Origin of the sequence: Nonomuraea sp. NPDC049784, assembly GCF_040659615.1 — a bacterium.
Classification (GTDB): domain Bacteria; phylum Actinomycetota; class Actinomycetes; order Streptosporangiales; family Streptosporangiaceae; genus Nonomuraea.
This window is the reverse complement of record NZ_JBFAMX010000046.1, coordinates 25,539-36,477: the sequence shown is the minus strand read 5'-3', so window position 1 is coordinate 36,477 and position 10,939 is coordinate 25,539. Positions and strand designations below refer to the sequence as shown.

General features: G+C 72.4%; 8 protein-coding genes. 5 read left to right on the top strand and 3 right to left on the bottom strand.

Annotated elements, in window-relative coordinates:
* Positions 1-506, top strand: a 506-nt coding sequence (locus AB0J09_RS13590; protein WP_360689618.1) for a zinc-binding dehydrogenase, incomplete at its 5' end; no start/stop codon positions are given.
* A 15-nt stretch (positions 507-521) separates the two neighbouring features.
* Here AB0J09_RS13590 and ligD read toward each other — a convergent pair.
* Positions 522-1,727, bottom strand: a complete 1,206-nt coding sequence (gene ligD, locus AB0J09_RS13585) for a non-homologous end-joining DNA ligase (protein WP_360689616.1) — start codon at positions 1,725-1,727, stop codon at positions 522-524.
* A 32-nt stretch (positions 1,728-1,759) separates the two neighbouring features.
* Entirely contained in the window at positions 1,760-4,939 is a 3,180-nt protein-coding gene (locus AB0J09_RS13580; protein WP_360689614.1) for a BTAD domain-containing putative transcriptional regulator, read from the bottom strand.
* A gap of 54 nt (positions 4,940-4,993) precedes the next feature.
* Between AB0J09_RS13580 and AB0J09_RS13575 the strand changes: the two genes are divergently transcribed.
* Complete coding sequence (locus AB0J09_RS13575; protein ID WP_360689612.1) at positions 4,994-6,274, top strand: FAD-binding oxidoreductase; 1,281 nt, start codon at positions 4,994-4,996, stop codon at positions 6,272-6,274.
* On the opposite strand, the gene AB0J09_RS13570 is transcribed toward AB0J09_RS13575, so the two are convergent.
* A complete protein-coding gene (locus tag AB0J09_RS13570) occupies positions 6,271-7,020 on the bottom strand; it encodes a crotonase/enoyl-CoA hydratase family protein (RefSeq protein ID WP_360689610.1) in 750 nt (249 codons plus the stop codon). The two genes, AB0J09_RS13575 and AB0J09_RS13570, sit on opposite strands and share 4 nt — an antisense overlap.
* Positions 7,021-7,536: 516 nt before the next feature.
* Here AB0J09_RS13570 and AB0J09_RS13565 point away from each other — a divergent pair.
* The 3 genes from AB0J09_RS13565 to AB0J09_RS13555 all read left to right on the top strand — a co-directional run bounded on the left by AB0J09_RS13565 (position 7,537) and on the right by AB0J09_RS13555 (position 10,693).
* Positions 7,537-7,929, top strand: coding sequence for a hypothetical protein (locus AB0J09_RS13565; RefSeq protein ID WP_360689608.1), 393 nt, complete (start codon positions 7,537-7,539; stop codon positions 7,927-7,929).
* Position 7,930: 1 nt separating this feature from the next.
* Positions 7,931-10,240: a DUF4132 domain-containing protein gene (locus AB0J09_RS13560; protein WP_360689606.1), complete on the top strand. Its 2,310-nt coding sequence runs from the start codon at positions 7,931-7,933 to the stop codon at positions 10,238-10,240.
* Between the two features lie 168 nt (positions 10,241-10,408).
* Positions 10,409-10,693: a hypothetical protein gene (locus AB0J09_RS13555; RefSeq protein WP_360689604.1), complete on the top strand. Its 285-nt coding sequence runs from the start codon at positions 10,409-10,411 to the stop codon at positions 10,691-10,693.
* Positions 10,694-10,939: the final 246 nt, after the last annotated feature.

The following is a 10,939-nucleotide window of genomic DNA, read 5'->3' as shown; positions in this document are numbered from 1 at the left end:
TCGTACGCGGCGGCAGCGGCGGCGTCGGCGTCGCGGCGGTGCAGCTCGGCAGGGCACTCGGCGCCCACGTCACCGCGCTCGCCGGGGCACGCAACCTCGACCTCGTCCGCGACCTCGGCGCCCACGAGGCCTATGACTACGCCACCACGCGGCCTGCGGATCTGCCGTGGTTCGACGTGGTCATGGACACCGTCGGCACCGACCACCCCGCCTACCGGCGCCTCCTGACCCCGACGGGTCGCATGCTGGCGATCGCCTTCGACGTCAACCGGATCGCCGCGTCCCTGTCGTACGTCGCCGCCTCCACCGTGTACGGCCGGCGGCGCGTGCGCTTCTTCAGCGGCCGGCCCACCCACCGCCTCTTCGCCGACCTCACCCGGTACGTGGAGACCGGCGCCATCCGCCCGGTCGTGGACACCGTGTTCCCCCTGGAAGAGATTGCCAAGGCGCACCGGGCCCTGGAGGCGGGCGGCGTGAGCGGCAAGATCATCGTCCGCATCGTCTGAGACCCGGCGCCCCGGTCAGCTCGGGGCGGGGCCGCCGGCGCCGCGCCAGGGGTCGTAGTCGACCTCCAGCGGCTCCTGCTCCGGCCGCTGCTCCTCCGGGACGTGCTGGAGGTTGACCCGGACGCGATACCACACGCTGCTGCGCCCCCGCATGCCGTCCACCAGCACGTCGGCGGGCTCCAGCCGGGCCGCGACCTCAGGATGGCGGGCCTTCCACCGCTCGAACCCGGCCAGCGCCTCGTCCTTGTGCTCCGCCCGCGCGATCTCGATGACGGGCATGGTCTGCTGCCTGCGCCCCGTGCCCTTGGGCGGCTTGGGCGCGGGCCCGAGCTCCTCAGCCAGCGCCAGGAGCCCGTCGAGCGAGCCGGGGTGCAGGTCCATGTCGTCCCACGGGTCGCCGGCCGAGGCCAGCCGCTTGGGCACGGTGTCGATCGTGAACGCCTCGGGCCGGCAACCGGGCACCTCGTCCCAGGTCAGCGGCGTCGAGACCCGGGCGTCCTGCACGGCGCGCACCGAGTAGGCGGAGGCCACCGTGCGGTCGTAGGCGTTCTGGTTGAAGTCGACGAACACGCCGTGCCGCTCCTCCTTCCACCACCGGCTGGTGGCCAGCTCGGGCGCCCGCCGCTCGACCTCGCGGGCCACCGTCTCGGCCGCCTTGCGCACCTTCGCGAACGGCCAGCGCCGCTCGATCCGGGCATACACGTGGAATCCCCGCGACCCGGACGTCTTGGGCCAGGCGACCAGCCCGTGGTCGGCCAGCACCTCGCGCGCCACCTGGGCGGTCGCCAGCACGTCGGCCCACTCGACGCCGGGCACCGGGTCGAGGTCGATGCGCAGCTCGTCGGGCCTGGACAGGTCGTCGGAGCGCACCGGATGGGGGTTGAGGTCGACGCATCCCAGATTGACCACCCAGAGCAGCTGGGCCAGGTCGGTGCAGACCACCTCTTCCGCGCTGAGGCCCGAGCGGTATCTCAGCTCGGCCACCTCGATCCAGTCGGGCCGCTTGGCCGGGGCGCGCTTCTGGAAGAAGGCCTCCTGCTCGATGCCGTGCACGAACCGCTTGAGCACCATCGGCCGCCCGTAGGCGCCCCGCAGCGCCGCCTCGCCCACGGCCTGGTAGTACTTGATCAGGTCGAGCTTGGTGTGACCGGTCTGCGGGAAGACCACCTTGTCGGGGCTGGTGATGTGGACCTCGCGCCCGGCGACCTCGATGACAGGCATAGGGCCACCATACGCGGGGCCACCGACAAGGCTCAGGGCGTCAGTTCGGCGCGGCGGGCGCGGCTGCGCGACTCCAAGTAGGCCAGGCCGAGCCGCTGGTGCGTGGCGATGGCCGCCTGGTTGTGCTCGAGCGCCTTCTCCGTTCGCCCGAGCCGGAGCGCGAGCTCGGCCAGCACGTCCTGCACGGAGCCCAGGGCCGCGCTGCCCGTGCCCATGACGACGGGCTGGCCGGCGATCGGCAGCAGCCGCTCGTACATCTCCCCGGGGTCGGGGGTGCCGAGCTGGGCGGACACGAGACCCCAGACAGGGAAGAAGAAGTCCGCCGACCAGTCCTCCCGCAGGTCCACACCCCACCGTTCGAGGAGCTGCCGCGCCTGCTCGGTGCGGCCCACGTCCAGGGAGGCCAGGATGGCGAGCGGGCGCACCATGCTCATGAGCGGACGGTCGCCCGCGGCCACCAGCTCGTCCAGCATCTCCGCCACCCGGCCCTGGCCGCGCCGGCACGTGTAGAGGACGCCGAGGTGGCGGGCCTCCTGGCCCCACAGGCTCGCTCCGAAGGAGATCGTGGGGAAGTGCTCGGCCAGCGCCTCCGCCTCCGCCCACCGGCCGTGCAGGGCGTGGTCGGCGGTCTGTGCGACGCGGACCATGGCCTCCAGCTCGGGCCGGTCGACCTCGTGCAGCAGCTGCTCGCAGCGGGCCAGGTCCCTGCTCCACTCGGCCAGCTCGCCCGCGCGCAGCAGGCACGCCATGCGCAGCACCCGCGCCACCAGCCTGGCCTCCCTGGGCAGCCCGGGGACGGCCAGCATCTCCTCGGCCGCCGCCAGCCGCTCGCGGTTGCGACCGGGTACGAAGCTCGTGATCAGGTAGTTGTTGAGCGCCCTGGCCAGCAGCATGCCGTCGCCGGAGCGGCGGGCCAGGTCGACCGCCTCGAGCGCCAGCCGCTCGCCCTCGGCGCGCCGCGGGCCGTAGTGCAATTCGATGCCGAGCGTGCCGAGGAGCGCGGCCCTGGACCGGTCGTCGAGGTCGCCGGCCAGGAGGTCCTCCAGGAGCGCGACCATGCCCTCGTCCACGACGCCGTACGGGCGCCAGTTCCACACCGACAGGCCGCCGAAGACCGAGACGGCCGCCACCAGCGCGTCTCTGTCGCCGAGCCGCTGGGCCTGGGCGACGGCTTCGTTCAGGTCGCGGTAGGCGCCCTCGGCGTCGCCCAGGGTGCGACGGGCCTGGCCCAGCTCGGTCAGCACGCGGCAGCGTTCGGACGAGTCGCCGGGCGGGAGATGGTCGAGCGCCAGCTCCCACAGCTCGACGGCCTCCTCGTAGCCGTGCCGCTCCGCGGCCTGCCGGGCGGCCCGCGTGGCGTACGTGACGGCCTTGGGGGCGCCGCCCAGCCTGGCCGCGGCGGCGAAGTGGCCCGCCAGGATCACAGGATCGGCGCCGGGCACGGTCTCCAGGTGTTCGGCTGCCCGCAGGTGCAGGCGGGCGCGGTCCAGCCTGGTGAGCCCCGCGTCGAGGGCCTGACGTACCAGGGCGTGGGAGAAGCGGTAATCGGCGGACTCGGCGAGCAGTCCGGCGGCCAGCGCGGGCTCCAGCTGCGACATGACCTCCTCGACCGGGCGGTCCACGAGAGCGGTCAGCAGGTCCAGCTCCACCTCGCGGCCCGCGACCGCGGCGGCTCTGAGCAGCTCCTGGGTGGGCTCGGGCAGGCGGGCCAGCCTGCGTTCGATGACGTCGCGGGCGCCCGGAGGGACGAGGTGGCGCTCACGTTCCGGGAGACGGAGCAGCTCGGCGAGGTAGAACGGGTTGCCGCCCGACCGGTCGAGCAGCTCCTGCGGGTCGGCCGCCACGTCGTGCAGGCGCAGGTAGTCGCGTATGCCCGAGGCGTCGAACGGCTCTAGCGGGAGCCTGCGGCCCTCCCTGGCCAGCGCGCCCAGGGTCTCGCGCAGCTGCTCCGGGTGGTCGCCCGGCTCCGGTCTGAGCGTGGCGACGACGAGCGCGGAGGTCCTCGCCAGCTCGCCCGCGACGTGGCCGAGCAGCTTCAGCGAGGAGGCGTCGGCCCAGTGCAGGTCCTCGAGCACCGCCAGCAAGGGGCCTTTGCGCAGCTCGGTCAGTACGGCGTCGTACAGGTCGAACAGCTCGGCGTGCGGGCGTGGAGGGATCAGGCCCGCCCTGGTCCAGGGCCAGAACGCCGGAGCGGTGCCGCCGTCGAGGCATCGCCCCCATTCCACCCTGAAGCCCCTGGCGGCGGCGAGGTCGGCGGCGGCCCTGGCCAGGCTCGTCTTCCCGATGCCCGCCTCGCCGGTGACCAGGACCAGCCCGCCCCGGCCCCGCCTGGCCTCGGACAGCAGCTCCTCCAGGGCCCCCAGCTCGCCCTCCCTGGCCACGAGCCTGTCCCCGTCGAGGACGGGCGCGGGCCTGGCGCTGTCCGCGGGCGCCGCCTCGCCTCTCGCTGGCGTTCCCGCGTCCAGTTCGGGCGCCTGCTCGAACACGGCCTGCTCCAGCCGCCTCAGCTCAGGCCCCGGCTCGATCCCCAGCTCGCCGGCGAGCAGAGCGCGCACCCTGCGCAGCGCCGCGAGCGCGTCGGCCTGACGCCCCGCCCGGTACAGCCCGACCACCAGCAGCCCCCACGCCCGCTCCCGGTAGGGATGTGCCTCGGTCAGCGCCTCCAGGTCGGGCACGCTGGCCTCTCCCAGCGCCAGCCGGGCCTCGAGCCGGTCCTCCTCGGCCGCGAGCCGCAGCTCGCCCAGCCGCGCGGACGCCACCGGCGCCAGATCGGGGAACTCGGCCAGCGGCTCCCCGCGCCACAGCGCGAGCGCCCGGTCCAGCACCCGGGCCGCCTCCGCGTGCCGCCCCTGCTTCATCAGGCGCGCGCCGTCGGCGGCCCAGGCGGCGAAGCGGCCCACGTCGGTCTGGCCGGGCGTGACGTTCAGCAGGTAGCCGGGCTCGCGGGTGAGCAGCACCTGAGGCGGCGTGCGCGGCTTGCGGTCCGGCTCCAGCACCCGCCGCAGATGCGAGACGTACGCCTGCAGCGTCGCCGTCGCCTTGGCCGGCGCCTCCCCCGCCCACAGCTCCTCGATCAACCGGTCGAGCGGGACGACGCGGCCAGGCTCGAGCCCCAGCCTGGCCAGGACCGCCCGCTGCTTGCGGGTGCCCAGGTCGAGCCGGTTGCCCTCGTCGTCGTCCACCTCAAGCGGGCCGAACAGTCTGAACTCCACGAACCCCAAGTCAACCCCAACTCCTCCTCAAGTCCTAAAACGCACCCTGGATGCATGAACGAACTGAAGAATCTGACGAACGGCCGCGTGTTCCTCCCCGGCGACGAGGGTTTCGACGAGGCGCGCCAGCCGTGGAATTTGGCCGTCGACCAGCCGGTGCGCGCGGTCGTCGAGGTGGCCGACGCCGACGACGTGGCGGCCGCGGTCGGTTACGCCCGCCTACACGGGCTGGCGGTGACCGCGCAGCCGAGCGGCCACGGCCCCTCCGGCGACACCGAGGGCACGATCCTGCTGCGTACCCGCGGGCTCGGCGGAGTGGAGATCGACAACGGGGTGGCCCGCGTCGGCGCGGGCGTGAAGTGGGGCGAGGTGCTGGCCGCGGCGAGCCCGCTCGGATTGACCGGCCTGGCGGGCAGCTCGCCCGTGGTGAGCGTGGTCGGGTACACGCTGGGCGGCGGGCTGAGCTGGTTCAGCAGGAAATACGGCTTCGCGGCCGACGCCGTGCGGGCCTTCGACGTAGTGGACGCCGAGGGCACGCGGATCAGGGTGACGGCCGATCGGGATCCGGAGCTGTTCTGGGCGCTGCGGGGCGGCGGCGGCGACTTCGCGATCGTGACGGCGATGGAGTTCGAGCTGCGTCCCGCCCCCTTGTTGTACGGCGGGCGAATCATGTGGCCGATCGAGCGGGCGCCCGAGGTGCTGGACGCCTTCCGCGAGGTCACCGCGTCCGCGCCGGACGAGCTGACGGTCTGGTTCGACCTGCTGCAGATCCCCGGCGGTTCCGGGTTCGTCATGATCGACTGCACCTACCTGGGCGAGGAGCCGGGCGGGCTGCTGCGGCCCTTCGACCTGATCGGCGGTGCTCTCAGCGACAGCAGGAGGCTGCTGCCGGTCGCCGAGCTGGGCTCCATCTGCGACGAGCCCACCGACCCCTCGCCGGGGGCGAGCCGGTGCGAGCTGCTGACCGGGCTGGACGACCAGGTGGCCGGCGTGCTGCTGGGCGAGCCGATCGACCCGCTGATCAGCCTGCAGATCCGGCATCTGGGCGGCGCGCTGACCAGGCCCGCGGACGGTGGCGGCGCAGCGGGCCACCTGGACGAGCCGTACCTGCTCTACGGGATCGGACTGCCTTCCGAGGCGACGGCCGAGCGCCTCGAGCGGCTGGGCAAGGCGCTGGTGCCGTTCACCAGCGGACGCAAGCCGTTCACGATGCTGCACGGAGGCGAGCAGGCCGCGGCGGCGTTCCCGCGCGAGTCGCTGGCCAGGTTGCGCGACCTCAAGCGGTCCCGCGACCCGCACGGCGTGATCAGGGCGAACTTCCCCGTCCTGGGCTAGATGTCGCCGAAGTCGCCGTGGCGGCCCGCGCCCGATGCGAACCGGGCGGCGCCGCCCACGGCGTCGGGCAGCGAGACGAGACCATGCCGGAGCTCGTTCCGCATCGCCTCCTCCTCGCTCAGCCCGTACTGCTCCAGCGCCGACAGCCGGTCACCGCGCAGGCAGGTCTGCGGGAAGCGGACGATCTCGCGGGCCAGCTCCTCGGCGCGCAGCCTGGCGGTGCCGTCGGGCACGAGCCGGTTGGCCAGCCCCCACTCGTACGCCTCGCGCCCCTCGACGGCGCGGCCGGTGAGGATCATGTCCATGGCCCGCGAGGCGCCGATGAGCCTGGGCAGGCGTACGGTGCCGCCGTCGATCAGCGGCACCCCCCATCTCCGGCAGAACACCCCGAACACCGCCCCCTCCTCGGCCACCCGCAGGTCGCACCAGAGGGCGAGCTCCAGCCCGCCCGCAACGGCGTGGCCTGCCACGCCGGCGATGACGGGCTTGGTCAGGCGCATCCTGGTCGGGCCCATCGGCCCGTCGCCCTCCTCGCCGACGTGGTTGTCGAGCGCCTTGAGGTCGGCGCCGGCACAGAACGTGCCGCCCTCGCCCCACAGCACCGCCACGGCGGCGTCGGAGCCCTCGAAGTCACGGAACGCGTCCGTCAGCGCGTCGGCGGTCTTGCGATCGACCGCGTTGCGCGCCTCGGGCCTGCTGATCACCACGGTGGTGACCGGTCCCTCACGCTCCACGCGTACGGTCATGCCACCCTCCTCGGGAAAGCGTGCGGTTTTCCTCGGGAAACGTGCCGAGCGTACGCTCATGTGAAGGTCCCGACCACCGACAAGCCACGCTACGGCCGGCGCATTTCCGATGTCACAGCCGGAAGCCGTGCTCTCGCTCCAGGTACTACGGTAGTGCCCTGCGAGGGAGCACCAACCGGATCTATACCTCTAAAGCGGACAGCCGTGGACCGAATGGAACTTCGCTTCGCCGGACGGGCACGCCACCTTCCGCTTCACCACGGAGGACGACGGCGAGACGATCCTGCAGTGGCGGCGCATCGGCGACCACTCCATCTACGACCGCCCCTGAGCGCGGCCGCTGCGGCCTGAGCGTATGCCGCAGCTCGACTTCGCCACCCGGTTACCGGCTGGATCACCGTCCAGCAGACGGCATCGTTGATCATGCGCGAAGTATGCCGGGCGGGGCCGACGATTTGTCGTTCGCTGTTGCTATGAATTGCGCCATCATCAGAATTTCGCAGAACAGGGTGTTCGATGGCATCAGTGGTGTTTCGCGATGAGACGGCGACCGGCCGGGCGTTAGAGGAGTTCTCCCTCCCGGACCTTCCTGAGCGGATCTCGGCCCGCGAGCTCGTACGGCTCCGCGTCCGCGAGGAGGTGGCCCGCTACAACGCCGCCCCGTCCCAGCACTTCCGCGGCCTGGTCAAGCCGACCGACGCCGAGGCCGAGCTGAACGGCTACCGGATGCGCACCGCCCGCAGGCTCGACTGGGAGAGGCAGGCCGACGCCGCCGAGGCCGCGTTCGCCCGCAACGGTTTCCTGCTGCTGATCGGCGACCGGCAGATCGAGGACCTCGACGAGGAGATCGACCTGACCGCCGATCCGGTGGTGTCGTTCGTCAAGCTCGTTCCCCTGGTCGGAGGCTGACATGGACGCGTGGGGTCACCTGAGCCAGGCCGACAAGGAGGAGTTCGCGCGGCTGGACCGGGCTTTCGAGGAGGGAAAGCCGATGGCCGGCGAGCCCGACGAGACCTTCGGCATATGGGCGGTGGACCGATTCTGCGCCGTCCCGGCCGACCCGCGCCGCCGCGAGCTGCTCCGCCAGGTGTCCGAGAACGTGCTGACCTGGTCCAGGAACACGGTGGCCGGTCTGTGGCGCCTGGTCTACTCAGGGCCTCAGGACGACGCCGATCTCTACCAGGTGCCGCTCGCCGCCACCGCCTCGATCTCCTACCCCGAGCGACGGATCGCGCTGGACTGGGTGCCCGAGGGCTTCCGCCGGTATCGCCCGCAGGCGTGGGAGATCCTGCGCGGCACGGTGACGGAGCTGCTGACCGAGCCGGAGACCGGCGATCCCGCCGCGGCCGTCCGCAACGTCATGTGGGAGGACGACCCGTTCGCGATCCGGCTGGCCGCCAAATTCGCCTCCCGGCTCGCCTCCCCCGAGGTCCTGCCGCTGCTGCGGCACTGCGCCACCGCCACCGCCTCCAAGCCCAGCCCCACGTGGCTCAAGCGGACCGCGGCCCTGCTGAACGCGCCGGCCGCCGACGTGATCGCCGACGTCCTCCGCCAAGTGGCCGCCCATCGCGAGGCGACGTTCCGGCACCCGTACCGCGACGTGGAGTGGACCGAGACCGTCTTCCTGCGCGAGCGCACCGCCGTGCCGCTGCGCGGCATGGTCTGGACGTGCGAGCTGATCGACGAGCCGTGGGTGACCGCGCTGCTCGGCGACGTCGCCGTGACCTGCGGCACCGGCATCGGCGGGTCGGGTGCCAACGCCCGCAGCGAGCTGCTGGCCAACGCGGCGATCGGGGTGCTGGCCCGGCGCGGCGGCCTCGATGTGGTCGCCCAGCTGGCGCGCGTGCAGGCCAAGGTACGCAAGAAGACCATCCTGGCCGGGGTGAACCGCACGCTGGAGGCGGTCGCCGAACGGACCGGGCTGTCACCCGAGCGGTTGATGGACCGCACCGTCCCGACGTTCGGCCTCGGCCCCGACGGCACTCGTACCGAGCACGGTCTCCGGCTGTCGCTGGACGGCACCGTCACCTACGAAGGCCGCAAGACCATTCCCAAGGCCGTCGACCGGGACCTGCTCGCCGAGTTCAAGGCCACCGCCAAGGAGTTGAGGAAGGCGCTGCCCGCCGAGCGCTTCCGCATCGAGCGCGCCCTGGCCACCGAGCGGATCTGGCGCTGGCGCGAGGTGTGCGAGTACTACCTCGACCACCCGGTCACCGGCGCCTTCGGCCGCGCCCTGATCTGGGAGATCCTCCAGGGCCCCGCCGGGCTCCCGGTCCAGGTCGACGGCGCCTGGGAACTGACCGACCCGGCCGGCCGCCGCATCCAGCCGCGCCCGGACACACCCGTTCTCCTGTGGCATCCGATCGCGCACTCGGCGGACGAGGTCCGTGCCTGGCGCGACCACCTGATGGAGATCGGCCTGCGCCAGCCGTTCAAGCAGGCCTTCCGCGAGGTCTACCTGCTCACCCCGGCCGAGGAGGAGACCCGCGACCACTCGCGCCGCTTCGCCGGCCATCTGCTGCGCTACGGCCAGGCCAAGGCGCTGCTCACCGGCCGTGGCTGGACCGGCCTGTCGCTGGGCCACTGGGGCTGGGTGTACGGGTCCGGCGAGTCCGAGGCCACCAAGGAGCTTTCCGGCGGCCTGACGGCGCACTGGGACTTCCACCTCGACGCGGATTCCGGCGAACGGGACGACTACGGCACCGCCTCCATCTGCGTCAGCGGCGTCATCCACTTCACCGGCGGCATGCGGGCCCGCGTGCCGCTGGCCGAGGTGCCGGCGCTCACCTTGTCGGAGACGCTGCGTGACGCCGATCTGGCCGTCGGCGTCACCTCCACTGGCCTGGACCCCGAGGGACACGGCGAATACTGGCAGTCCTACGGCTTCGGCGACCTGACCGAGTCCGCCCAGGTCCGCCGCGACGCCATGGCCAGGCTGCTGCCCCGCCTGGCCATTGCCGACCGTTGCACGCTGACCGACCGCTTCCTGCACGTTCGGGGGGATCTGCGCACGTACAAGATCCACCTGGGCTCGGGCAACATCCTGATGGAACCCAACGACGCCTACCTGTGCATCGTCCCCCGCGGCTCCGGCGACCAGGTCTTCCTGCCCTTCGAAGAGGATGGCGGCATGCTGTCGATCATCTTGTCGAAGGCGTTCCTCCTGGCCGCCGACACCGCGATCGGCGACCCCTCCATCACCCGCCAGATCAGAGGCTGAGCGCTCACACGAGGAGATCGTCGACGCGGAACCTCGCACTCGGCACAGTGGGCGATGACAGAATGCGACCATCCGGCCACCCCGAGCGAAATACTTCAACACCACCGGCCCGTGCGATTCGCGACGCCACTACATGCTGCCCCCCACGCCGCGACTCCCCAGGCACGGGTGCTCATCGAGATGGGCCGCTATTTCGTGCTGCACGCGCCCCGGCAGACCGGCAAGACGACCGTGCTGGACACCCTGGCATCCGAGCTCACCGCCGAGGGCGACATCGCCGCCCTGACGTTCTCCTGCGAACGCGCCAAGGCGGAGACGACTACGCCGCCGCAGAGTCGCTTCTGCTGGATTACCTCCGCGAAGCCGCCGAGTGGGCGCGATGGCCGGACGAGTTGCTGCCGCCGGATCCCTGGCCGCCAGTCACACCGGGCAGCCGGTTCGGTTCGGCGCTGAGCGAGTGGTGCCGCCGCTGCCCGAGACCTCGGGCGGCGAACCCGGCCGGTCGAACCCCGCCAGCCCGTTCAACATCATCGCCGAGTCACTGCGCCTGAGCGACTTCACCACCGACCAGATTGCCGAGCTGTACGGCCAGCACACCGGCGGTCCAGCGAGCCGTGCAACTCCACCAGGATCTCCCGGCGGGACGGCTCGCGGCCCTTGCCCTTGCGGAAGCTCATGGCCGCCATCATCCTCGCCGGG